This window comes from Halostagnicola bangensis, assembly GCF_054653435.1.
In genome coordinates, this window is the sequence record NZ_BAAIGG010000002.1 from 1,407,618 (window position 1) to 1,428,764 (window position 21,147).

At 61.7% G+C, this 21,147-nt stretch carries 23 protein-coding genes and 1 tRNA gene; 10 read left to right on the forward strand and 14 right to left on the reverse strand.

Annotated features, from left to right (window positions below):
• Position 1: 1 nt before the first annotated feature.
• From argC to ACYQ14_RS08685, 6 genes are all read right to left on the reverse strand, one after another.
• Positions 2-1,066, reverse strand: a complete 1,065-nt coding sequence (gene argC, locus ACYQ14_RS08660; protein WP_459887149.1) for an N-acetyl-gamma-glutamyl-phosphate reductase — start codon at positions 1,064-1,066, stop codon at positions 2-4.
• Entirely contained in the window at positions 1,066-1,941 is an 876-nt protein-coding gene (lysX, locus tag ACYQ14_RS08665; protein ID WP_459887152.1) for a lysine biosynthesis protein LysX, read from the reverse strand. Before lysX ends, argC begins: the two co-directional genes overlap by 1 nt.
• A 2-nt stretch (positions 1,942-1,943) precedes the next feature.
• On the reverse strand, positions 1,944-2,108 hold the full coding sequence (lysW, locus tag ACYQ14_RS08670) for a lysine biosynthesis protein LysW (RefSeq protein WP_049951598.1): 165 nt from the start codon (positions 2,106-2,108) through the stop codon (positions 1,944-1,946).
• Positions 2,109-2,329: 221 nt separating this feature from the next.
• Positions 2,330-3,889, reverse strand: a complete 1,560-nt coding sequence (gene argH / locus ACYQ14_RS08675) for an argininosuccinate lyase (protein WP_459887155.1) — start codon at positions 3,887-3,889, stop codon at positions 2,330-2,332.
• 2 nt (positions 3,890-3,891) lie between these two features.
• Entirely contained in the window at positions 3,892-5,133 is a 1,242-nt protein-coding gene (locus tag ACYQ14_RS08680; protein ID WP_283836866.1) for an argininosuccinate synthase, read from the reverse strand.
• A 355-nt stretch (positions 5,134-5,488) separates the two neighbouring features.
• Positions 5,489-6,625, reverse strand: coding sequence for a helix-turn-helix transcriptional regulator (locus ACYQ14_RS08685; RefSeq protein WP_459887159.1), 1,137 nt, complete (start codon positions 6,623-6,625; stop codon positions 5,489-5,491).
• Between the two features lie 86 nt (positions 6,626-6,711).
• On the opposite strand from ACYQ14_RS08685, the gene ACYQ14_RS08690 reads away from it, so the two are divergent.
• The 3 genes from ACYQ14_RS08690 to ACYQ14_RS08700 all read left to right on the forward strand — a co-directional run bounded on the left by ACYQ14_RS08690 (position 6,712) and on the right by ACYQ14_RS08700 (position 7,983).
• Positions 6,712-6,894 (forward strand): DUF7554 family protein, encoded by a 183-nt coding sequence (locus ACYQ14_RS08690; RefSeq protein WP_459887162.1) that lies wholly within the window; start codon positions 6,712-6,714, stop codon positions 6,892-6,894.
• Between the two features lie 153 nt (positions 6,895-7,047).
• Positions 7,048-7,548, forward strand: a complete 501-nt coding sequence (locus tag ACYQ14_RS08695) for a 2'-5' RNA ligase family protein (RefSeq protein ID WP_459887165.1) — start codon at positions 7,048-7,050, stop codon at positions 7,546-7,548.
• 75 nt (positions 7,549-7,623) lie between these two features.
• Positions 7,624-7,983: a hypothetical protein gene (locus ACYQ14_RS08700; protein ID WP_459887168.1), complete on the forward strand. Its 360-nt coding sequence runs from the start codon at positions 7,624-7,626 to the stop codon at positions 7,981-7,983.
• 30 nt (positions 7,984-8,013) lie between these two features.
• On the opposite strand, the gene ACYQ14_RS08705 is transcribed toward ACYQ14_RS08700, so the two are convergent.
• The gene (locus ACYQ14_RS08705; protein ID WP_459887171.1) at positions 8,014-10,188 is read right to left on the reverse strand and encodes an ATP-dependent DNA helicase; all 2,175 of its coding nucleotides are present in this window, start codon (positions 10,186-10,188) and stop codon (positions 8,014-8,016) included.
• Between the two features lie 193 nt (positions 10,189-10,381).
• Between ACYQ14_RS08705 and ACYQ14_RS08710 the strand changes: the two genes are divergently transcribed.
• From ACYQ14_RS08710 to ACYQ14_RS08720, 3 genes are all read left to right on the forward strand, one after another.
• Positions 10,382-10,894 (forward strand): hypothetical protein, encoded by a 513-nt coding sequence (locus ACYQ14_RS08710; protein WP_459887174.1) that lies wholly within the window; start codon positions 10,382-10,384, stop codon positions 10,892-10,894.
• A gap of 69 nt (positions 10,895-10,963) precedes the next feature.
• Positions 10,964-11,482, forward strand: coding sequence for a metallophosphoesterase (locus ACYQ14_RS08715; protein ID WP_459887177.1), 519 nt, complete (start codon positions 10,964-10,966; stop codon positions 11,480-11,482).
• 429 nt (positions 11,483-11,911) lie between these two features.
• On the forward strand, positions 11,912-12,046 hold the full coding sequence (locus tag ACYQ14_RS08720) for a DUF7859 family protein (protein WP_283836856.1): 135 nt from the start codon (positions 11,912-11,914) through the stop codon (positions 12,044-12,046).
• Positions 12,047-12,127: 81 nt separating this feature from the next.
• Here ACYQ14_RS08720 and ACYQ14_RS08725 read toward each other — a convergent pair whose 3' ends face one another.
• On the reverse strand, positions 12,128-13,147 hold the full coding sequence (locus ACYQ14_RS08725; RefSeq protein WP_459887180.1) for a threonine aldolase family protein: 1,020 nt from the start codon (positions 13,145-13,147) through the stop codon (positions 12,128-12,130).
• 142 nt (positions 13,148-13,289) lie between these two features.
• Here ACYQ14_RS08725 and ACYQ14_RS08730 point away from each other — a divergent pair, with 142 nt between their 5' ends.
• Together ACYQ14_RS08730 and ACYQ14_RS08735 are read left to right on the forward strand one after the other, a co-directional pair.
• The gene (locus tag ACYQ14_RS08730) at positions 13,290-14,450 is read left to right on the forward strand and encodes a hypothetical protein (RefSeq protein WP_459887183.1); all 1,161 of its coding nucleotides are present in this window, start codon (positions 13,290-13,292) and stop codon (positions 14,448-14,450) included.
• 94 nt (positions 14,451-14,544) lie between these two features.
• A complete protein-coding gene (locus ACYQ14_RS08735) occupies positions 14,545-15,651 on the forward strand; it encodes an aminopeptidase (protein WP_459887186.1) in 1,107 nt (368 codons plus the stop codon).
• Positions 15,652-16,004: 353 nt separating this feature from the next.
• Here ACYQ14_RS08735 and ACYQ14_RS08740 read toward each other — a convergent pair whose 3' ends face one another.
• From ACYQ14_RS08740 to ACYQ14_RS08760, 5 genes are all read right to left on the reverse strand, one after another.
• Positions 16,005-16,778 carry an SDR family oxidoreductase gene (locus ACYQ14_RS08740; protein WP_459887188.1) on the reverse strand — a complete coding sequence of 258 codons (774 nt, stop codon included), beginning with the start codon at positions 16,776-16,778 and terminating at the stop codon, positions 16,005-16,007.
• A gap of 75 nt (positions 16,779-16,853) precedes the next feature.
• The gene (locus ACYQ14_RS08745) at positions 16,854-17,330 is read right to left on the reverse strand and encodes a type IV pilin domain-containing protein (RefSeq protein ID WP_459887189.1); all 477 of its coding nucleotides are present in this window, start codon (positions 17,328-17,330) and stop codon (positions 16,854-16,856) included.
• A 196-nt stretch (positions 17,331-17,526) separates the two neighbouring features.
• A complete protein-coding gene (locus ACYQ14_RS08750; protein ID WP_459887191.1) occupies positions 17,527-18,201 on the reverse strand; it encodes a hypothetical protein in 675 nt (224 codons plus the stop codon).
• 286 nt (positions 18,202-18,487) lie between these two features.
• Positions 18,488-18,562: transfer RNA gene (locus ACYQ14_RS08755), tRNA-Arg, on the reverse strand.
• A 47-nt stretch (positions 18,563-18,609) separates the two neighbouring features.
• Positions 18,610-18,987: a YccF domain-containing protein gene (locus ACYQ14_RS08760; protein WP_283836846.1), complete on the reverse strand. Its 378-nt coding sequence runs from the start codon at positions 18,985-18,987 to the stop codon at positions 18,610-18,612.
• Between the two features lie 202 nt (positions 18,988-19,189).
• Between ACYQ14_RS08760 and ACYQ14_RS08765 the strand changes: the two genes are divergently transcribed.
• Together ACYQ14_RS08765 and ACYQ14_RS08770 are read left to right on the forward strand one after the other, a co-directional pair.
• Positions 19,190-19,756: an AAA family ATPase gene (locus tag ACYQ14_RS08765; RefSeq protein WP_459887193.1), complete on the forward strand. Its 567-nt coding sequence runs from the start codon at positions 19,190-19,192 to the stop codon at positions 19,754-19,756.
• Entirely contained in the window at positions 19,753-20,178 is a 426-nt protein-coding gene (locus ACYQ14_RS08770; RefSeq protein ID WP_459887195.1) for an RNA-binding domain-containing protein, read from the forward strand. The genes ACYQ14_RS08765 and ACYQ14_RS08770 overlap by 4 nt, the downstream gene beginning before the upstream one ends.
• A gap of 1 nt (position 20,179) precedes the next feature.
• Here the strand turns inward: ACYQ14_RS08770 and ACYQ14_RS08775 are convergent, their stop codons facing one another.
• The gene (locus tag ACYQ14_RS08775) at positions 20,180-21,130 is read right to left on the reverse strand and encodes a hypothetical protein (RefSeq protein WP_459887197.1); all 951 of its coding nucleotides are present in this window, start codon (positions 21,128-21,130) and stop codon (positions 20,180-20,182) included.
• Between the last annotated feature and the right edge of the window lie 17 nt (positions 21,131-21,147).

Sequence of the window (21,147 nt, forward strand, 5' to 3'; positions counted from 1 at the left end):
TCTAGGGTGCCCCCACGGGGTGGAGTCCCGCGAACTCGAGGCCGGCCGTCTCCTCTAAGCCGAGCGCGATGTTCGCGGCGTGGACGGCCTGGCCGGCCGACCCCTTCATCATGTTGTCGATGGCCGAAAAGACCACGATGCGTTTGTTCGATGGGTCGAGTTCGAAGCCGACCTCCGCGAGGTTCGTCCCGGCGATTGCCTTCGGTTCGGGGTAACGATAGACGCCCGAGCCGCCAGCGGCCATGCGAACGAACGGTTCGTCTTCGTACTCGCCGCGGTAGGCCTGCCAGAGGTCGCCCTTCGAGACCGGCCCCGACGGGAAAACGTGACTCGTCGCGCTCGCGCCGCGAATCATGTCCACGGCGTGGCAGGTAAACGAGACCGACGTGCCGAGGAACTGCTCGATCTCGGCCTCGTGTCGGTGGCCGGTCGGCGCGTACGGGCGCACGACGCCCGAGCGTTCGGGGTGGCTCGAGGCCTCGCCGCCGCCGGCTCCGCCTTCGGAGGAGCCGACCTTGACGTCGACGACGATCTGTTCTCCTCCCTCGAGGATATCGTGCTCGAACAGCGGATACAGGCCGAGGATCGTCGCCGTGGCGTTACAGCCGCCGCCGGCGATGAGCTCCGCACCCTCGAGGTTCTCGCGGTTGATTTCGGGGAGCGCGTACTCCGATTTCTCGAGGTACTCCGGCGCGTCGTGGCCGTCGTACCACTCGTCGTACTGGGACTCGCTCTCGAGACGAAAGTCCGCCGAGAGGTCGATGACGGTGTCCGCAACGTCGAAAAAGTCGTCAATCTGGCCCATCGAGACGCCGTGAGGCGTTGCGGTAAAGAGGACGTCGACCGACTCGAGGTCCTCGGGTTCGGTAAAGCGCAGATCAGTTCCGCGAAGCGGCGGATGGACCGAGCCGACACTCTTGCCCGCTTTCGATCGACTGGTGACTTCGGCGAGTTCGATGGAGGGGTGGCCCGCGAGCAGACGAAGGAGTTCCCCGCCCGTAAAGCCGCTGCCGCCGATGATGCTGGCCGTGACGGACGCGGCGTCCGAACTATTGCCCGCAGACATCAGGCGGTCACCTCGAGCGAGGAATCGGCGTCCCCGGCTTTCCGTTCGATCCAGTCGACGACGGTGCCAGCGATGTCGGTCTCGACGGCCGAATCGAGCGCCTTGAACTCGACGGTGTGGTTGACCTCGTGGACCGTATAGCTGTCGCCAGTTTCCATGAGATCGACGCCGAGCAGTCCGCCGCCGACGGCGTCGCTCGCGTCCTGGACGAGGGCTTTCGCTTCGTCATCGAGTTCGAAGACGTCAGTTTCGGCACCCTTGGCGGCGTTCGTGAGCCAGTGGTCCGAGGAGCGAGCCATCGCCGCGACGGGCTCGCCGTCGATGGCGAGCACGCGGATGTCACGACCCGGTTTCTCGACGAACTCCTGGACGTAGAACACCTTGTGCTCGTAGTGGCCGAGCGTGGCCTTGTGCTCGAGAATCGCTTCCGCGGCGTCTCGAGTGTCAATTTTGGCCATCAGGCGACCCCACGAACCGACGACCGGCTTGAGGACGCAGGGGTAGCCAAAGTTCTCGATTGCCTCGAGCGCGCTGTCTTTCGTAAATGCGACGGTCGTCTCGGGCGTCGGCACGCCCGCAGCCTCGAGCGCGAGGCTGTTTTTGACCTTGTCAGCGCAGATATCCGCGGTCGTGTTCGAGTTGATGATCGGGATATCGTACGCCTCGAAGAACTTCGTCGCGTACAGGCTGCGACTCGTCGCGAGACAGCGATCGATCACGATGTCGAGATCGGCGAACGAATCCGGCGCGCCCGAGATATCGAACGTCTGCTTGCGCACGTCGATCTTTTCGACCTCGTGGTCGCGGTCGCGAAGCTCCGAGAGGAGCAGCTTCTCGTCCTTGCGGATTCGTGAGTAGAGTAATCCTATTTGCAAGGTTACTCACCCCAGTCCTCTTCGAGCTCCGGGGCCCGTTCGAGGACTGGCGGCGCGGTGTCGACGACTTCCAGCTCTGCTCCACAGGTTGTACAGTCAACGATCTCTCCAACTTCCAGATCGTCGTGAAGGGCGACGTCCGCCCCGCACTCGACGCATTCGGTCATTGTATTCCCAACTGGGAGGTGATTACCCTTAAACCTGTCGAACCTAACAGCACAATTACAATACTGCACACCACACTAACGGTGTGTACGTGTCTTTTTCAGGAATATTCAGACCGATATATCACTATTTAGGTATAGTTCGCCCCCGCGGGGGCGGCCGGAGTGAGGGGGCCGTAAAGCCAGTTGCGGAGGAATGATCCGGACGGCGTGTCGAAATCGCGTCACACATACTCACTCACCTCTTCGCGGAGCGATGCATGTGCGCTCGCGAGGTGGTCTTCGAGCCCGTCTAACTCCTCCTGGTCCGCCTCGAGCGTGCCCCGGCCGGACTCGAGTTGGGCTCGGACCGCCGTCGGTGCGGGGCCGCCCTGGGAATCTCGGCTAGCCACGCTCTCGGTCGGATCGAGCGCCGCTTCGACGGCATCGAGAGCGACGTAGCTCTCGAGCGGTTCGCCCAAGACGTCCGCCGCGGCGGTTTCGACCGCCTCGAGTTCGTCCGACGCATCCGACTCGGCCGCGTGCGCGACGACTTCATGGGCGGTTCTGAACGGCAGCCCGTTCGCCGCCAACAGATCCGCGACCCCGGTCGCCGTCGAAAAGCCGGCACCCGCCTCCTCGGCGAGTGCGTTGTCGTTCCAGTCGGCCGTTGCAACCGCACCTGCCGCAACTTCCGCTGCCTCGGTAACGGCGTCGACCGTCTCCCAGGCGTGGGGCGTGGCGCGTTGTAAGTCGCGGTTGTACGCACGCGGCAGTCCTTTCAGCGTCGTCGTTAACCCCTGTACTTCGCCGGCGGCGTCTCCCGCGACCGCGCGAACCAACTCGAGCGTGTCCGGGTTTTTCTTCTGGGGCATGATCGACGACGTCGAGGAGTAGTCGTCGGAAAGGGAAACGAAGCCGCGGTTCGCGAAGATGATCACGTCCTCGGCGAGTCCCGACAGCGTCGTCGCGAGCGTCGACAGCGCCTGGGTGATCTCGAGCAGGAAATCCCGGCTCGAGGAGGCGTCCATCGAGTTCTCGAGGACGGCCTCGAACCCGAGCAGGTCGGCCGTCCGTTCGCGGTCGATGTCGAACGTGGTTCCTGCAAAGGCCGCGCCGCCGAGGGGAGACTGATTGATTCGACCGTACGCATCCACCAGCCGAGCAGTATCGCGGCGGATCGCGTTCTCGTAAGAGAGCGCCCAGTGGCCCACCGTGATCGGCTGGGCCGGCTGAAGGTGCGTATAGCCCGGCATTGTGGTCTCCGCGTGCTCGTCGGCCACCTCGAGGAGCGCCTCACGGAGCCCGAGCGTCGTCTCGAGTGCCGAAAGCACGTCCTCGCGGAGGCGGTATCTGATGCAGGTCGCCACTTCGTCGTTGCGCGAGCGGGCGGTGTGCATCTTGCCGCCGTCGGAGCCGATCTGTTCGATGACGGCAGTTTCGATCGCCTCGTGGACGTCCTCGCCGTCGGGGAGGCTCTCGTGGCCTTCGACTTCGATCGCGTCGAGTGCGGTGAGGATTTCGCCCGCGATGTCCGATTCGATGATACCGCATTCGGCAAGCATCACGACGTGTGCGCGATCGACCTCGAGGTCAGCTTCGAAGATGCGTTCGTCCGCCTCGAGCGAGGAGAGAAAGCTCCGTGCGGGGCCGCCGCTGAACCGGTCCCGGCGGACGACGCTGTCGTCCCCGGCTGATTCGTCTGCGGTGGCCGTCTCGGTCGCCTCGACCGTGTCGGCTATCTCGTCCGTAGCACTCCCGTTACCGCCGTTGGGTGCCCCGTCGTCAGCGTTCTCTCCTGTCATAGTTACTCCTCGGTCGAATCGTCGTCTTCACCGCCGTCGGTCGTGAGGGAGACGGCGTCGCCGCCGATATCTTCAATTGCAGCGTTGGCGAGACGGCGCTGGAAGCCGTGGTACTTGGCGACGCCCGTCGCGTCTTCCTGCTTGATCTTGCCGACCGTTTCGGTGTCGAAAGAGGCGTGGGCCGCCGAGTACGCGGCGTACTCGCTGTCACGGGCGACCGGGCGAGCCTTCCCACCTTCGAATCTGATAGTTACCGTTCCGGTAACGCGTTTTTGGGTTTCGGCGATGAACGCCTCGAGAGCGTCGACGAGCGGCGCGTCGATCAGACCCTCGTAGCCCTTCTGGGACCACTGTTGGTCGATCTGCTGTTTGAACTGGCGCTCTTCCTGCGTGAGGACCAGGCCCTCGAGCGCCTCGTGAGCGTTGAGAAGCGTCGTCGCGGCGGGGTGCTCGTAGTTCTCGCGAACCTTGAGTCCGAGCATGCGGTCTTCCATCGAATCCGTGCGACCGACGCCGTAGGAGCCGGCGAGTTCGTTGAGCGTCTCGATCAGGTCGATGGCGTCGTACTCCTCGCCATCGATCCCGACGGGGTACCCCTGTTCGAAGGAGATTTCGATCTCCTCGGTCTCCCCGGTCGGATTCTCGGTCCACTCGTAGATTTCCGTCGGCGGAACGTAGCTCGGGTCCTCGAGTTCGTCGCCTTCGACCGAGCGACTCCAGAGGTTGGTGTCGATCGACCAGTCGCCGCCGCTACCGCCCTCGACGGGCAGGTCCTTCTCGTCGGCGTACTCCTGTTCCCACTCGCGGGTGAGGCCGAGTTCACGCACGGGCGCGATGACTTCGAGATCCGAGTCGCGCCAGATCGCTTCGAAGCGGAGCTGATCGTTTCCTTTGCCCGTACAGCCGTGGGCGATGCCGGTACAGTCGTTTTCCTCTGCGACCTCGAGAATCGCCTCGGCGATCACCGGGCGCGCGAGAGCGGTTCCGAGCGGGTATCCCTGATAGGTCGCGTTCGCGCGAACGCTATCGAGACAGAGGTCGGCGAATTCTTCCTTCGCGTCGACAACGTAGTGCTCGAGGCCGAGCGCTTCGGCCGTCTCTTCGGCCTCGTCGAACTCGGAGGCCGGCTGACCGACGTCGACGGTGACGCCGATAACATCATCGTATCCGTACTCTTCCTCGAGCAGCGGGACACAGACAGTCGTGTCCAGTCCGCCCGAAAACGCAAGTGCCACACGTGTCATATCGTACTCGAGTGAAACGGAAGGGGAGACTTAAGTTCGTTGGTTTAGTCTCCGTAAAATTACGTTAGAGCGTCTGCTAACTATGAAATCGAGAGTTCGAAGGTGTGGAAAGCATCGGGACTTGGGGAAGGAAATAGTACGGGCTCAAAGGGCCCGCCGCGGCCGCCGCCGAGGGACGAACCTGTCGGTCTCAGAAACGATGCCCTGAATACCGACGAGGTTTCTCATTGTTCGAACTAACACACTCGAGTCCCTTAAATCCTCCTTGCCGGGCAAATGTTACACATCCGAGTCACAGACGCGACAGCGGCAACGAAAAAACGAGGTCACTCTCGTGACCGAACGCACGTGTGGACTATTCAGTTGCTTCGGTTGCGGAGTCGTTGTCTTCTCCCGCTTCGGGCAACGTTAGCACGTTCTCGCGGCCGATTCTGAAGACGTCGACTTCACCGTCTTCTCGGAGTCCGCTGACGACCTGACTGGTCTTGGCCTCCGTCCACTCGAGTTCCGAAACCACCTGTTGCTGTTTGAGTCGGCCGCCGCGTTCCTCGAGCAAGCGCAGAACGCGCTCTTCGTTGCTCAACAGTTCCGGTGGCGGCATCGTCACCTGTCCGGAGCCCGCAACGGCCGAATCCGTCGACTCCGGCGGCTCGTCCGGATCCACTGCCGGAGCATCACCGTCGCGTCTGAATAGCCACCCTGCAACGGCGGCAACCGCTGCGACGGTAACAAGGACGAGTGTGGCGACGAGACCATCGACCGGAAGGACACCCGTCGTGCCGTCGTCCGGTGTGGGCTCGTTCGTCGCGGCCCCCTCTTCGATCAGTTCGACCTGTGGCGGATGGCTGTCCGATCCCGCACTGTCACCGTCCCACAGCACCCAGTTATCGTTGAGCGTATCCGGTTCCGGGTCAACTGCAGTTGCGTTGTGCGTCTCGGGCCAGGACATCTGCAGTTCGGTATCGTCGTCGAACATGAACCCAGCCAGGGCGTCACCCGCCTCGATGCGGTTTAGCTCGACGTAGGCGAACGATTCCCACTCGAAGGTAAACTTAATGTGCCCGTACTCCCGCGGAGTCGTACTTTCATCCGTTTCAACAGTGAACGACGAGAGATTCATCTCTCGATTCGTTTCGTTCTCTCCCTCCTCGAGCGTGTCCTGCCAGCGGTCGGATTCCTCTCCGATGTACGTCTCAGCGTTCTCGTCGACATCAGCTGACAACGTGTCCCACTGCTGTTCGGTCTCGGTATTGTTCCCGATCAGATACCGGTAATCGACGGACACGGTGGCGTTACCGTTCGGCTGAAGTTGCATTTCGATATTGATCGTATCAGCATCATCAAGTGTCAGTTCTTCGTTGCCCTCTTCCTGTATCGTCGGTGACTGGGCCGTTGTAGCATCCGGCGTCGCAACTGCTGACGGGCCCACCACGAGCAGGAAACCTGTTACCACGAGCACACAAGCCAGGGCTCGAAGCCCCTTCCCGACCATTGTACGGTGATGGTATGGCCGCCTAAATAGGTCTTTCCGACTCAGACGACACAGTGCTTATGAGACTGTCATCCCAAAGTGAACGTATGATCGATACCAGAGGGAACATCGAAGTCGAAACCTTGCTGAAGATCGTCCTCGGATTGCTCGCCATCTGGCTCATCCTCTCGATCCTCAGCATGGTCGTAAGCTGGATTCAGGCGCTCCTGCCGGTTCTCTTGTTGGGAACTATCGTCCTGATTATCCTCTGGCTCCTCGACATGATCTGAGACGAGAATCACGTACGCGAAACCCAAACCCGAGCAGACACGAACCGAGATCGGGAACGAACCCGAACTGACGCTGCGGAACGGATGCGAACCGCCCCACCAAAACAAACTCGAACCGAACACTAATACGGCACCAAATCGAACCGCAGGCAAGTGTACAGCGTCAACGTCCCGGTTCCCGGTCAGGTTCGAAAGCTCGCATCCGATCTCTATCCTTCGTTGCAGGCCTTCGAGACGACTCGCGAGGACCACTCGATGGTACTCAAGCGACTCGGCGACGCCGACCACATCTCGCAGTTGCAACACCGCTTCAACCGTGCACTCGAGGGCACACCAGCCGTCGAGGCCCGGATTACCGGGATCGACTACTTCGCAGACCCGCCACTGGGAACCGCCCCGGTCGTCTACCTGGCCGTCGAGAGTTCCGGTCTCGAGTCGATACACCACGAGTTGACCAGCGCTTTCGAACCCGTTGACGACCTCGAGGGAGCGGACTACGTCCCACACATCACGCTCGCCCGCGGCGGCGACCTCGAGGACGCAAAGCGCCTCGCCTCGCGAGAACTCGAGCCGATCACGTGGACGGTCGACGGCCTCGAATTCTGGGACGGCACGTACAAGTTACCGGTGAGTCGCGTCTCGTTACCGGCCTGAACGGATTCCTGATTGGTTTGATCGAGTCAGAAAACAGCCAGAAAGTATTACACGCCGGTGTTAAAATCACATCACATGAACAGACGAACGTTTCTAGCGATCGCAGCGGTCACTCCATTAGCCGGCTGTGGCGGCGTGTTAGGCGGCGGTGGCGTCGATACCACGCTGGATGACGAAGAACGGGCGGAGTTCGAAGCGGACGAAGGAGCCGAACTAGCCGTCACCGTCGAGGTCGAAGAGATCGAAGAACCAGGAGAAGACGGGAACATCGAGGCAGAACGGGACTCACTTGGATTCCAGATCCAACACGAGGACAACGGCCCCATCGACACGTGGAGTATCGAAGACGAGGAGACGTTCGAGGTGACCATCGAGAACGGCGGCACGCATTATGCGGTCGTCACCAGCGGAACTGCAGACGTCACTATCGAATAAGGAGACGACAAACGGCGCAAACCGCGTTTCTCACGGTGCAGGCGCCTCGCCGTCGTACCGATCGTGGTCCGCGTAGAAGTTCAACATCGCGAACTTGAGTTTCTCCGGATCGATATCGATCAGCTCGTCGCGCTCCTCGAGCGGGAACGTGCTGTTGACACTGTACTTGCCGAGATCCGACTTCGCTCGAGAGGAGTAGCGCCGATCGAGGAGGGCTCGCACGCCGACGTCTTCGGGCGAACGAATCACCCGGCCGAGCGCCTGTCTGGTCTTTCGCACGGTCGGAATCTCGACGGCGTATCGCCAGCCAGTGTTCGTGCCATCGAACGCCGCGTCGTAGGCCTCTTGAACCGCTTCGGCTCGGTCGTCGAGGTGCGGGTAGGGGACGCCGACGACGAGCACCGTCGTGGCGTCGTCGCCGTCGAAACTCACTCCCTCCGCGAGGGTCCCCCACAGCGACGTGCACAGGACGGCGTCGTCGTCTGCGATGAATTTCTGGCGCAGTTCTTCGACAGACACGCCCGGCTCGTCCTTGTAGATGGATGCGGCGGGGGCCCGCTGCTCGAGTCGGTCCGCGTACCGCGTCGCCTCGTTGTAGTTCGGGAAGAAGACGAGCGTGTTGCCGGGAGTGAGTCGAACCGCGTTGTGGATCGTCTCTGTAACGGTTTCCTGAACCCCAGGATCGTCCCGATCCGAAGAGAAGAGCGGCGGCGTCTCGACGGCGTACGTTCGTCGGTTCTCCTCGGGGAACTGCAGACCGTAGGCCATCGTCACCGGTTCGGAGAGCCCAAGCACGTCCTTGGTCACATCGAAGGGCTGGAGCGTCGCGCTCATCAACACCGTCGAGTGCACTTCCTCGAACAGTTCGCCCGTCACCTGTCGCGGGAGACAGCTGTACAGTTCGGCGCGGCCGTAGACCTCGCCGGTTCCCGCGTCTCGTCGAACCGAAACGACCGGATACAGACCCTGGTCCGTCCCCTCGTCCATCCACGCGCTGACGAACGCCGCGGCCTGTAACGTCTGACACTCCGTTCGCGTCGCGGTCTCTCCCTCGCGGTACTGCTCCTCGTACTTCTCATCGAGTCGTTTTCCGAGTTTCAGCGCCGCCTCGAGGTCCGAACCGATGCCCTGCCCGGAGTATCGCTGCAGGAAGGCGATCGTCAGGTCGTCTCGACCGTCCTCGTTGCTGATAGGGACGTCCTCCCAGTTCTCGTCGATCTGTTCTCGCTTTCCGAAGCCGAACGACTCCTCGTAGGTGTCGACGAGAGCGGTTCCGAACGCGCTGATAACGTTGGCCGCGTCTTCGGCGAGCGGGTCGTCGGTATCCGCGAGTTCGTCCAGCGCGGACTCGAAGGTTCGTTCCGTACAGGTTCGGGTCGCGTGTTCGCGGGCGGCGTCCTCGACGTTGTGGGCCTCGTCGAAGACGGCAATCACGTCCGAGGGATCCCGCCCGAGCCACCGGAAGAACTGCTCGCGAATGCCCGAATCGAGGAGGTGATGATAGTTACAGACGACGAGATCGACGCCCTCGATCCCCTCCTTGAGGAGTTCGTAGCCACAGAGTTTGCGCTCGTCGGCGTACTCGTAGATCTGGTCGGGCGTTCGGACGTCCTCGAAGAGCCAGCCGAAAAAGTCCTCAGTATTCTCGGTGAGGTTGTTGTGGTAGTACTCGCAGACGTTCTGGTCGTCGATGTCGTCGATATCGTCCTCGAGTTCCTCGAGTTCGTCCATCACCGCGCTTCGGGCTTCAGCCGCGCTCGAATCGCCCTCCCGGCTCTCAGCCAGGAGTTCTTGCTGGCGTTGCTCGAGTTGTTCGCGATCCCGTTCGGTCTCGACGAGCGATCGGGTGTTGTCACGGAGCGCCTGACACTCCTCGTACTCGACGTCTATGTGACACATCGAGGATTTTCCTTTAAATACGATTGTCCGGATCGACTCTTCGTCGGAAATCGCTCGAGCCTCGGCAACGAACTGGCGCATCTGCTGGTGAACGTTCGTCGTGATGACGACCGTCTTGTCCTGCTCGCGGGCGACCTCGAGCGCCGGCACGATCGAAGACAGCGTCTTGCCCGTTCCGCAGGCACCCTCGAAGAGGACGTTTTGCCCGCGCACGAGCGAGTTGTACATCCGCTCCATCGCCTCCCGCTGGTTTTCGTACGGCTCTTCGTAGGGGAAAAAGCGCATGTACCCGTCAGTCTCGGCCACGATGAGTGATACGTCCCTACTCCGATAAAAGGATTCGTCTCGGTTCGATGCCCGTTCAGCCGACGAAGACCGCTGTGTGACGGAGAGATGACTTCTTCCGGGTGATTCAGAACGAAACGTCTCGCTGGGAGGACATCGAAACCCGGCGTACGCACGCATCAATCATACTACCCCGCCACGCTGACGGCAAACCATGGCAATTCCCGGATATGATTCGACCGACGTGCACGAGATCGCCCTCGAGTATCAGGCTGACGACCCGACGGCTCTCGATTCGATAGAGCGCGAGGATAACACTGCTGAAAGGGGAGCCGGCGAGGGGGAGGACGCCGCCGTTCGCGAACGTGCACGCGCCGCAATCGTCGCCGACGCGGTTCCCGATTCGATTCGTATTCGCGAGAGCGATCGCGAAGCACCCGACGGTGCGCTTACTGAACCGGTCGAGATCGTCGGCCTCGGGGGAGTTGACGGGCTCGAGGCGATTCAACTTACGCTCGAGTACGATCCCGCGGGGCTCCCGCCCGGAGCGAGTCCGACGGACGTCGCAGTCGGCCTCGAGACGCCGACAGGGTACGACCAACTTCCCTCCGAGGTGGACCTCGAGAAGACGACCGTCACCGCTATTCTGCCGGAACCACCGTCGGGTGAAACGGTCGTCGCAATGTACGAGAAGAACGACGAGAAGCTGGTAAGCCGGGTCGAGTAATTGGGTTCGAAAGCGAACGGCCTCCCGAGCGAACGAAACATTCGTCGTCCCTGACACAGTAGCACCCCTATGATCGCGATTTTCTCCGACACGCACAGCACCGGTGGCCACCAACTCGAGGGAGCACCCCTTGAGGCGACTCGCGATGCTGACGTCGTCCTCCACGCGGGCGATTTCACGAGCGCAACGGCTCTCGAGGCGTTCCAGTCCGAATGCGACCTGTTGTACGCGGTTCACGGAAACGCCGACTCGGTCGCGGTCCGGGATCGACTGCCGACCGCACGAACCGTCGAATACAATGGACTCCGAATCGCCATGACGCATCATCGAGACGGCGGCGAAACGGGTCTCGCGATGTTCGGCCGGTCGCGGGACGCCGACATCGTCATTTCCGGACACACCCATCGACCCGTCGTCGTCGAAACGGCGGACAGCATCCTTCTGAATCCGGGTAGTCACGCCGATCCCCGCGGGAACAGAGCCGGATTCGCCACGATCGAATCCGGACCGGACGGGTTCGAAGGGCGCTTGTTCGAGACCGACGGAACGGTGCTCGAGACCTTCAGCGGCGAAAAAACGACTGACTGATCGACCGAATCCTCTGTCCGGGCTGGACGAAGTGAGACAGCAGGACAGCAATTCGGAAGCGTCAACGGGGACCAGCAGAACGGGGGAACTCAGCTCGGTTGTCCGAGGCAAAGAGAGTCCAGGTGGACTCCGAGTAGGGGGTGGTCGAATGGGTCGGACCGGCTGTGGTCGGTCCGACGGAGGCAGGGACCGCGGACAGGAGCCCCGGTCATGGGGGAACAGCCAAAGGCTGTAGAGGGGTTCGACCGGGACAGATACGACTACGTTCTCGACTGAAAAATACCCGCGGTAAGCTGAAATCCCAGTTTTAGCTAGCGGAATCGTCGTCGAGAACGCCAGATTGTCCGATCGGGAGCACGAAATACGTCACATGACTGACCTTCGAACGAGGTCGAAACGATTTTGCGCCGCCGCGCTGTAGACCCGGCTATGCTGGGATTCCTCCCCGACGACCCGGTCATCATCGTGGTGGTCCTGATACTGCTGTCGCTGATCTTCTTTTCGTATCTGCTGGTCCGTCGAACCATCCTCGAGTTTCGAGACGGGATGGACGGCGGCCGTTGAGAGGAATCTCTCGGACGATACACCACACGCGGGTCCGTGTGGCCGCAGACGACCGCTCGTCTCTCGATGATCGGTCGTCTCTCAGGCGAGCGCTTGCGTTACACGTCCGACCGCACGCTCGATATCATCGCGGGTAACGGACCGATGCGTACAAAACCGTATCGTCGTCGGACCGAAGGGCGTCGCACCGATCTCGTTTTCGCGTAATCGGTCGACAACCGACTCGACATCGCTAGCCAACTCCGAGACATCGGCAATAACGATGTTCGTCTCGGGTTCGGCGACCTCGAGACCCCCAATACCGTCGAGTCCGTCGGCCAGCACGCGTGCGTTCTCGTGATCCACTTCGAGATCGGACACGTTCTCGAGGGCACAGAGTCCAGGGTTCGCGATGATCCCGGCCTGGCGCATACCGCCGCCGAAGAGCTTGCGAACCCGCCTCGCCCGCTCAACGAACTCCGCACTGCCGGCCAGCATCGATCCGACCGGCGCACCGAGGCCCTTCGAGAGACAAAACATGACGGAGTCGGCGTGATCGGTGATCGCTGTTGTGGGAACCTCGAGCGCGGTCGCCGCGTTGAACACTCGCGCCCCGTCGAGATGGACGGCTACGTCGCGTTCGCGAGCGGCTTCCGCGGCCCGCTCAATGCGTTCGGGCGAAATTGCAAGGCCGCCCCGGGCGTTGTGGGTGTTTTCGAGACAGAGCAGGCCGGTTCCCGGCCGGTGGAGATCCTCCTCGACGCATGCCGACGCGACCCGCTCTGCGGTCGGGACGCCACGCGGCCCCGCGTCGAGCATTCGAACCTGCAGATCCGCGTGCTGGGCGAATCCGCCGAGTTCGTACTTGACGACGTGGCTCTTACGATCAGCCAGCACCTCCTGACCGCGCTCCGTGTGGACGCGAGCGGCGATCTGGTTCCCCATCGTCCCCGATGGAACGTACAGGGCGGCCTCCTTGTCCACCAACTCCGCAGCGCGGTCCTCGAGTTCGTTGACCGTCGGATCCTCGCCGTACACGTCGTCGCCGACATCGGCGTTCCGGGCGGCTTCGCGCATCTCCTCGTCGGGGGTCGTTACGGTATCCGAGCGGAGGTCGATCATACCGGATACTATGTCGGCTCCTCCCTAACCGTATCGGAGACCAGACGACGAGCCGGGACGAGGAAAGTGGGCCGAGAATGCTCCGATTTGGGGATGAGACACCGATAGTTTCAATTCGGTATCACGTCTGGACTCGAGACGAATGGTTCCCGATCCAGACGACGACAGTGGTGATGACGACGGTTGGAACGGCGATACTGACAAATGGGATACGCACAATGACGGAACGGGCAGCGGCGAAGACGGTGGCGATGAACGCAGTAGCGATCCCGACGACAGCGATACGAACCGTGACAGGGACAATACGACCCACGACGACCGCGACACCGGCAGCGGTGACGGGCCGAATTCGTTCGGGTGGCACGTTAGTCGGATTACCGATCGGTTCGGTGAGCTTCTGGTATTCGCGTTGATACCGCTCCTGACGACGCTTCTCGACACACAGAGCGTCCGTCAGGCCCTCCGCCAGAATCGCGGCGACTTCTCGATCACGTTCGAGTTCGTGCTGCCGTCGCCGCTTCTCGATCTCTGGTCGTTCGCCGACCCACCGGAGCCGGCCGATCCCCAGTTTCCGGACGGTGGCTACGGCGCATCGGCGATCGAACCGTCGGGCGGGACGGCAGGCGGAGACTCAGGCGTGGGGTCCATCGGTCGGACCACCTCGAGCGGCACCGATCTGACGGTCGAGAGCCACCTCGAGATCATGACGGCTCCGTTCGAGGCGCTGGGGCTCACGCTCGTTCCGATTCTCGTTCTCAGCGTGCTCGCGTACGCCGCTGTGTTCGCCGTGCTCGAGGCAATCTACGTGGGTGGAATCGATCGGCGGCTGGAAAATCGGCGGAGCGAGCCGATCAAATGTATCCGACGTTATACTCCGAAACTCTTCGCGTACACCCTGCTCGTGCTCGGAGCGACCCTGTTTTTGATCCCCGTTCTGCTCGTCGCGCCCCTCCTGTTCCTCCTTGCGCTTCCGGCCGCGCTCGTGCTCGGCTATCTCTTCTACGCCGTCCCATTCCTGTTCGTCGTCGACGACGCCGCATTCCTCGAGGCGTTCGAACGATCCCTCGAGTTCGCCCTCGAGGGCGGGGTATACTTCTGGTTCGCTGTCAAACACGTCGTGATTACGGTCGGAGCGTCGGTCGTACTCTCGATACTGGTGAGCGTCGGTGGTCCGATCGGGTTCGTGCTCGCGGTCACGCTCACAATCCCGCTCGCGCTCGTCCTGACCGCGGCGACGACGTCGTTCCTCCGAGAGCTGGTCGAACTCGCGGATCGGGATACGCCAGATTGGGGGGCCTCATAACGGTTTCCGGGACACTGGGACAGGTCGATACTTCCAGAAGGAATCGATGCCCGGATCACAAACCGTTTTTCACGACCGGGTCCGATATCCGGGTATGGACCCACGCATCCGCGAACACGCCGAAATCATCGCGAACCACTCCGTCGACATGGCGGAAGGCGATAACGTCGTTATCGACGCTCACCCCGTCGCCGAAGACCTCGTCGTCGCCCTTCACGAAGTGATCGGCGACAAGGGAGCCAACCCCCTCACGACGAGCCAGCGAACCGGAACCCGAAACCGACGTGCCTACCTGAAAGCCGCGGGAGCCGACCTCGAGGACGACGAGTTCGAAACCCCCGAACACGAGCAGGCGTTAATCGAGAACACGGACGTCTACATCGCGATCCGTGCGAGCGACAACGTCACCCAGACGAGCGACGTCGATCCCGAGGTCAGCGCCGCGTACCGACAGGCCCAACGCCCGATCCTCGAGGAGCGACTCTCGAAGCGGTGGTGTCTCACGCAGTATCCAGCTCCGGCGAACGCACAACTCGCCGAGATGAGCACCGATGCCTACGAGAACTACGTCTGGGACGCCGTCAACAAGGACTGGGAGGAGGTCCGGGAACACCAACAACAGATGGTCGAGATTCTCGACCCCGCCGACGAGGTTCGGATCGTCAGCGGCGAGACGACCGACGTGACGCTGTCGGTTGCGGGCAACCCGACGATCAACGACTACGGCGAGAACAACCTTCCCGGCGGCGAGGTATTCACCGCCCCCGTCCCCGACAGCGTCGAAGGCGAGGTACTCTTCGACATGCCGCTGTACCACCAGGGTCGGGAAATTACGGACGCGTACCTCGAGTTCGAGGGCGGCGAAGTCGTCTCCCACTCCGCGGAGAAAAACGAGGAGACGCTCACCGAGGTGCTCGAGACCGACGATGGGGCCCGACGCCTCGGCGAACTGGGTATCGGAATGAACCGGGATATCGACCAGTTCACCTACAACATGCTGTTCGACGAGAAGATGGGCGATACCGTCCACATGGCCGTCGGGCGAGCCTACGACGACACGGTCGGCGAGGAAAACGAAGCCAACGAGTCGGCCGTCCACGTCGATATGATCGTGGATATGAGCGAAGATTCGTTCATCGAGGTCGACGGCGAGGTCGTCCAGCGGAACGGTACCTTCCAGTTTGAGGAAAGCGAGGTCTGAGTCTACGAAGACTTCGAATCGGAACGGCGAGCACGCGAGCCGTGGAGACAGGTTCTAACGTGCTCGAGGAGGAGCACCGCGACGAACGACAGTGAGTCGGGCTTTTTCATCGAAGTTTTTGCGCGAGCGGTCGCGAAGCGACCCGAGCGGAAAAAGTTCGGAACGACTCGTTCATCGAGGTCGACGGCGAGGTCGTCCAGCGGAACGGTACCTTCCAGTTTGAGGAAAGCGAGGTCTGAGTCTACGAAGACCTCGAATCGGAACGGCGAGCACGCGAGCCGTGGAGACAGGTTCTAACGTGCTCGAGGAGGGGCACCGCGACGAACGATAGTGAGTCGCGCTTTTTCACCAGACTACTGCGTGTTCGTCATCCCGCCGTCTACCACGAGCGACTCGCCGTTGACGTACCCCGAGAGGTCGCTCGCGAGGTACAACGCGGCGTCGGCGACATCCTCGGGTTGGCCGGCGCGGCGCGAGGGGATCCCCTGAACGAACCCCTCTTCGGCTTCGGTTCCCATGATCTCGACGTCCTCGGTCGTCATCATCGTCTCAATTAATCCGGGGTGGATGACGTTCACGCGGATCCCCTCCGGACCGAGGTTCGCGGCCATCGCGTACGTCAAGAGTCGAACCGCCCCCTTCGTACCGCAGTAGGTGACGAAGTCGGCCGATCCCTCGAGTCCCGCCACCGACGAGAGGTTGATGATCGAGCCGCCGTCCGATTCGACCATCCGTTTGGCCGCGGCTTGCGCGCCGAAGTAGGTCCCCTTGACGTTAATGTCCATCATCCGATCGTACGTCTCCTCGTCAACCTCGAGAAACTCGTCCCCGTGGAAGATGCCCGCGTTGTTGACCATCACGTCCACGCCGCCGAACTCCTCGGCCGTGTCGACGGCCTCCTCGAGATCCGACTGACTCGAGACGTCACAGTCGACGTACGTCGCGCTGGCGTCCGTCTCCGAGTCGATTAGTTCGTGGGTCGGTTCGCCGCCCTCTCGAGGTTCCTCCTGGATATCCGCGATCACGATGTCGGCACCTTCCTCGGCGAATCGCCGAGCGATCGCTCGGCCGTTCCCGCTCGATGCACCGGTGATCACTGCAACGCGATCTGAGAGCATTGGTGACATTGCAATGGGACGAATCACGAGCGAGCTAATAAACTCGAGAGGGGTATTCAGTAGCTGATCGTATCAACACTCGAGCTAGGCGCCACCGCCGTACTCGAACCGATCCATAGGTGTGCTTGCGTCACCGGTGTCCCAGACGAGCTGAATCGTACCACCGTCGTCGTCGAGCCCGGCATCCGAATCCTCGGCGAGCGTGAACGAATCGCCGGTCGACGTCGAATTGCCCCAGGTCGTCGCATCGACGCCCCCGCTGGAACTGTTCGCCGTCGCACGCAGTTCACCAGTCATCCCGTCTCCGGTTATCCGCACGCCCGCCGCGTCGAAGTCGTCGCCGCCAGCGTGGGCGATCGTCACGGTCTCGTCCTGCTCGTGAAACTCGAGATTGACGGTCGGCTGTGGCGGTTCGTCGGGGATCATTCCCATTACGAACCCCGCGATTATGGCCGCCATGATGACCGTGATTCCGACCATCAGCACGATTCCGATGACGGGGCTCACTGCGCGTTCGTCCGACGATGCCGCTCGCTCGAGTGAAGGGGCGTTCAGATCCATTGGTGGAAACACCTGCGGACGGACGGGAGTGGCTCAAGCGGAACGCCAAGACGCGGACGGTCTCGAGAGCCGTGTTCGGAAAGTCATTACGTGACCCGTCCGACCCGCAGTGCTGGGCAACCCTCCCTCGTTATCCGTTAAAAACGGTCGGCTGATCGGAGCGCACGCCACAAATTGCGGGCGAGACGCCCTTTGGCTACTGCCGTCGATAGATATCGATGCCGAGCACCATCGCCCACAGGTACAACACCGGCAGCATGAGCGTCGCCGCGTCGAAGATGAAATGTCCCTCCGACCCACCGCCGTAGGCGGCGACGAGCGGGTACGTTGCCAACGCCACGGTAAGCGCGCCGAGAACGACGCCGACCGGTCCGACGTATCGGTGCGTGATCCGGGTCCGGCGGAGCGCCCACCCCAGCAACGCCATCGCGCTCCCCAGAAGAATGCAGTACATCAGGAGGTGGCCGGCACCGAACGGAACGATAATCGCATCGACCACCAGTTCGTGTTCGCCCTCTCGAGCGGCCCGAACATCTACGTAGGCCCAGGTGACCCACTGCAGGCCATGAAGCACACCCAGACCGAGGATTCCGACGGAGAGAAAGCCCGCGAGACCCCGTCTGAGTGGCTCGACCCACCGTAACAAAATAGTGACAGCCAGCGCTAGAATCGCGACTGCGAACGCCCACAGCGCGTGACTGAGCATTCCCAGCGTCGGCGACAACGACGGCGGCGTATCGGTCTGGATGACCAGCAGTCCGCCGATGAAAAACGGGATTCCGGCGGCCATCAAAGCAATGCTCGCTCGAGTGAGTTCGCGTGGATGGCTGCTCGTTCTCGAGTCGGCTGACACGGCGGTTTCCCCAGACATACTGGTTCTACGAACACGAGAGGAGGAGAAAAGGTTGGTGGGAGAGACACAGTTCTCGAGGCGTACTGCTCGAGCAAACTGTGTCTCGTGGTGAACCGGATCGGGACGTGAATAGAGAGTACTCGAGTGGATACGAGAGAGACCGCTCGAGTGAGGTATAGCGAGAAGGAGAGGGCAAGGGATTCGAACCACGGCTGAGAACCTGCGCGAAGCGCAGAACCTCAGCCTGATTCGAATCCCATCTCGGTGAGTGATTCGCTCCTCACGTCCGTTCGTCGCAGAATCACGGGCACGATGGGATTCGAACCCACGACCGTCGGATTAGAAGTCCGACGCTCTATCCAGACTGAGCTACGTGCCCTCGAGTACGTTTCGCCCCCCAAAGGCCATAAGCAGTTGGGATTTCCCTCAGCCGTGGAACCGATAGAGCGACGTGACGAACGGCAGGCGGTTAGCCAACCAAATCGCAACCGGTAGTCCGATGATCGTAATCGCGAAGATGACAGCGACGTTTGCCCAGAGGAAGCTCAACCACCAGCCCACGAAGACGAAATATAGCGCCCGGACGAGCAGCGAGTGCTGACCGCGAGCGAGATCCGGTTCGGTGAACGAACGGGACTCCTGGAGGGTCAACACGGTTGGAACGAGGTTGATGAGTTTGATCCCGATCGGTGCGAGGACGACGGTAACGTTCAGGAACCAGGCCAGATTGACCACGATCGGCGTGAGCCACCAGCCAATGAAGACGAACCAGAGCGCCCGGACGAAAAACGAATGCTGGGACATGGGATAACAGAAGCTCTTCCTCCGAAATAACTTCGTTGGTCGATCCGTTCTCTGTGGGGCACTCTCGAGTTACTCGAGACGGACAATGGGTGACTACTCGAGACAGGAGAGACGACTGCTCGATGCAGATCCCGAGTCTAGCCGCCCCCGAATCGCGGGCGAGACACAGCCCTTATGCAGTCCTCGCCTGTACTCTTTCCCGATGCACGTCATCGGAACGGTGGGATTGCCCGGCAGCGGCAAGGGCGAGGTCGCCACCGTCGCACGCGAAGCGGGGATTCCGGTCGTGACGATGGGCGACGTCGTCCGTCAGGAGACCGCCGATCGCGGGCTCGACCCCGCGAAAGATCACGGAACAGTCGCACAGGCACTTCGCGAGGAGAACGGCCCGGCGGCGATCGCCGAACGGTCGCTGCCGATGGTCGAGGACCGTCTTGAGGATCACGACGCCGTTCTCGTCGACGGCCTTCGCTCCGGCGTGGAGGTCGACGCCTTCGAGGAGCGCTTCGGCGCGGACTTTACGCTCGTGAGCATCGAAGCGCCGTTCGACCTTCGCGCGGAGCGAATCGACGCTCGCGGGCGCGACGCGAGCGAGGACGACGGCGGCGAAAGCCTCGAGACCCGCGACGAACGCGAGCGCGGCTTCGGGATGGACGACGCGATGGCGCGAGCGGATGCCGTCGTCGAAAATACCGAGACGCTCGAGGCGTTTCACGATCGGATCCGAACCATCATTCGAGACGGCGAGCAACAGATGCAAAATTCATGAGTCAGAGTCAAACCGAAATCTACCGCGTCGACGTCGAAATTACGGCACCGGTGTACGACACGGAGGTAACCTCCCGCGTCGCCGACGCTGTGTCGAACATCTTTCCGAACGCCGAACTCGAGGAGAGCCTCGGAGAGATCAGAGGAGAGACACACTCGCTCGAGCAGTTCTCGGAGCTCTTGCACCGGCAGGAAATCCTCGACACCGCTCGCGGCGAGTTCTTTTCGAACCGAGAGGGACAGACCTTCAGCTTCGCGCTGAAAAAACAGGCGGCGTTCGAAAACCGGATAAACTTCTCCGTCGGCGAACCCGACGAACTCGGCGAAATCTCGGTCCGGGTCCGAGTCGAGGAACCGAGTCTGGAGGAGTACGTCGATCACGTCGCCCCGCCGACTGAGGACGGTCGACCGATCGATTCCTGAGTTAACAGTTTTCGGCCTTTTCGAGCGCATCCTCGCCGTTGCTCTGATGTCGTTGGGTAGCGAGGACGTCACCGCCGTCAGCGGCGGACGCACCTTCTTCGAACTCCGTCGCGGCCGTCTCGAGGTGGCCGCTCTGACAGGTGGCGGTGTCGAAGTACCCCTCGAGACTGTCCGGAGCATCCGATTCACCATCAGAAAACGTCTCCGCCGCGTCACCGAACGAACTCGCCGCGTTCTCGAAGGCCGACTCCGCGCGTTCGTACTCGCCCGCGTCGAAGCGTTCCTCGCCTTCGTCGAGCCCTTCGTGTCCGGAAAGCATCGACTCGTATCCAGAAATCAGCGATTCAAAGGATCCGAGCACCTCTCCCAGCGTTTCGGCTCCCGACTCGACGCGATCGACCTCGACGATCGAGTGGTCCTCAAGAGAGTCTCGATCGAGCGCCCCGAGAATGTCCATCGCCTCGTCGTGGCTCGTTCGAGCGTCATCCGTCTCCTCACTGCGAGTCTCGAGCGTTTCGGTTGCCGACGCCGTGTCACCGCCGTCCATTTCGGCGGAAACGGTCTCGATATCCTCCTCGAGCGTCTCGTCGGTGAGCGTCTCGAGAACGTCGACCATTCCTTCAAGAACGGTCGAATAATTCCGTAGCTCGTCACCGATATCCGAGTTGTCGACAGCCTCGAGTTCGGTTCGTGCGGTGTCGATAAACGATCGCGGCTCCGACAGCGAAAAATCGACGTCGTCCGGGTTCTCGAGGCCGCTTTCGGCCCCGTCGATGGAGACAGCCGCTTTGTTCAAATTGCCGACGGCGCGGTTGATACTGCGCTCGTCGGCGCGGTGGTCGTCCGGAAGCGGCTCTCCCTCCTCGGAGTCCATGATTCCGCCCAGACAGCCGGCGAGAGATGAGACGACAGCTAAACTGCCCACGGTCGAGAGATACTGGCGACGATTCATACTGACGAACGCAGTTA

What these genes read in the sequence shown, in the direction of transcription:
- argC (WP_459887149.1), bottom strand. Translation starts at nt 1,066, where the DNA reads ATGTCTGCGGGCAATAGTTCGGACGCCGCGTCCGTCACGGCCAGCATC.
- lysW (WP_049951598.1), bottom strand. Translation starts at nt 2,108, where the DNA reads ATGACCGAATGCGTCGAGTGCGGGGCGGACGTCGCCCTTCACGACGAT.
- argH (WP_459887155.1), bottom strand. Translation starts at nt 3,889, where the DNA reads ATGACAGGAGAGAACGCTGACGACGGGGCACCCAACGGCGGTAACGGG.
- ACYQ14_RS08680 (WP_283836866.1), bottom strand. Translation starts at nt 5,133, where the DNA reads ATGACACGTGTGGCACTTGCGTTTTCGGGCGGACTGGACACGACTGTC.
- ACYQ14_RS08685 (WP_459887159.1), bottom strand. Translation starts at nt 6,625, where the DNA reads ATGGTCGGGAAGGGGCTTCGAGCCCTGGCTTGTGTGCTCGTGGTAACA.
- ACYQ14_RS08690 (WP_459887162.1), top strand. Translation starts at nt 6,712, where the DNA reads ATGATCGATACCAGAGGGAACATCGAAGTCGAAACCTTGCTGAAGATC.
- ACYQ14_RS08700 (WP_459887168.1), top strand. Translation starts at nt 7,624, where the DNA reads ATGAACAGACGAACGTTTCTAGCGATCGCAGCGGTCACTCCATTAGCC.
- ACYQ14_RS08710 (WP_459887174.1), top strand. Translation starts at nt 10,382, where the DNA reads ATGGCAATTCCCGGATATGATTCGACCGACGTGCACGAGATCGCCCTC.
- ACYQ14_RS08715 (WP_459887177.1), top strand. Translation starts at nt 10,964, where the DNA reads ATGATCGCGATTTTCTCCGACACGCACAGCACCGGTGGCCACCAACTC.
- ACYQ14_RS08720 (WP_283836856.1), top strand. Translation starts at nt 11,912, where the DNA reads ATGCTGGGATTCCTCCCCGACGACCCGGTCATCATCGTGGTGGTCCTG.
- ACYQ14_RS08725 (WP_459887180.1), bottom strand. Translation starts at nt 13,147, where the DNA reads ATGATCGACCTCCGCTCGGATACCGTAACGACCCCCGACGAGGAGATG.
- ACYQ14_RS08730 (WP_459887183.1), top strand. Translation starts at nt 13,290, where the DNA reads ATGGTTCCCGATCCAGACGACGACAGTGGTGATGACGACGGTTGGAAC.
- ACYQ14_RS08735 (WP_459887186.1), top strand. Translation starts at nt 14,545, where the DNA reads ATGGACCCACGCATCCGCGAACACGCCGAAATCATCGCGAACCACTCC.
- ACYQ14_RS08740 (WP_459887188.1), bottom strand. Translation starts at nt 16,778, where the DNA reads ATGTCACCAATGCTCTCAGATCGCGTTGCAGTGATCACCGGTGCATCG.
- ACYQ14_RS08745 (WP_459887189.1), bottom strand. Translation starts at nt 17,330, where the DNA reads ATGGATCTGAACGCCCCTTCACTCGAGCGAGCGGCATCGTCGGACGAA.
- ACYQ14_RS08750 (WP_459887191.1), bottom strand. Translation starts at nt 18,201, where the DNA reads ATGTCTGGGGAAACCGCCGTGTCAGCCGACTCGAGAACGAGCAGCCAT.
- ACYQ14_RS08760 (WP_283836846.1), bottom strand. Translation starts at nt 18,987, where the DNA reads ATGTCCCAGCATTCGTTTTTCGTCCGGGCGCTCTGGTTCGTCTTCATT.
- ACYQ14_RS08765 (WP_459887193.1), top strand. Translation starts at nt 19,190, where the DNA reads ATGCACGTCATCGGAACGGTGGGATTGCCCGGCAGCGGCAAGGGCGAG.
- ACYQ14_RS08770 (WP_459887195.1), top strand. Translation starts at nt 19,753, where the DNA reads ATGAGTCAGAGTCAAACCGAAATCTACCGCGTCGACGTCGAAATTACG.
- ACYQ14_RS08775 (WP_459887197.1), bottom strand. Translation starts at nt 21,130, where the DNA reads ATGAATCGTCGCCAGTATCTCTCGACCGTGGGCAGTTTAGCTGTCGTC.